The 518-nt window shown below is 70.8% G+C and carries 1 pseudogene; it reads right to left on the bottom strand.

The window, feature by feature from the left end:
- Positions 1-504, bottom strand: a pseudogene (locus QYM41_RS17890) (XRE family transcriptional regulator); the annotation flags it as partial.
- Between the last annotated feature and the right edge of the window lie 14 nt (positions 505-518).

The following is a 518-nucleotide window of genomic DNA, read 5'->3' on the forward strand; positions in this document are numbered from 1 at the left end:
GGCCTGCAACAACACCGACCACGGCGAGCCCGCCCCGGCGGTGGCCGGCAGGTAGAACCGGCGGTTGCGCAGGTCCGTGACCGAGCGCGTGGAGTGCGGCAGGTCCGGGACCTGGTGGATCTCGAATCCCACGTGCTCCACGAGCCGCGAGATGTGGTGCTCGGACAGCGGTCCGCCCGTGTGGCGGATCGCGGCGAGCAGGTCCGCGGCCATGGTCTCGATGCGTTCGAAGTAGTTGTCGATCCCCCGCATGCGTGCTCGCAATTGCGTGTTGGCGCGCCGGGCCTCCTCGGGCGTGGCCGCTTGTTCCTCGAGCCGCTGGGCGAGTTGCCGCTGCAGTGCCGCGAGCGCCTCGAGGGTCTCGGTACTCGTGCCCGGCCCCACCCGCACCGTGGGCAACCCGAGGGACGCGTACATGGGTCCGCGCTGCACGCGCTCCACCTGGATCTCCAGTTCCATGCGGCGCGACGGCGCCTTGGTCCCCAGCAGTTGCTCCACGCTCATGTCCAGCGCGGCAG

Source organism: Kocuria oxytropis, from assembly GCF_040981195.1.
In the GTDB taxonomy this organism is placed as follows: domain Bacteria; phylum Actinomycetota; class Actinomycetes; order Actinomycetales; family Micrococcaceae; genus Kocuria; species Kocuria oxytropis.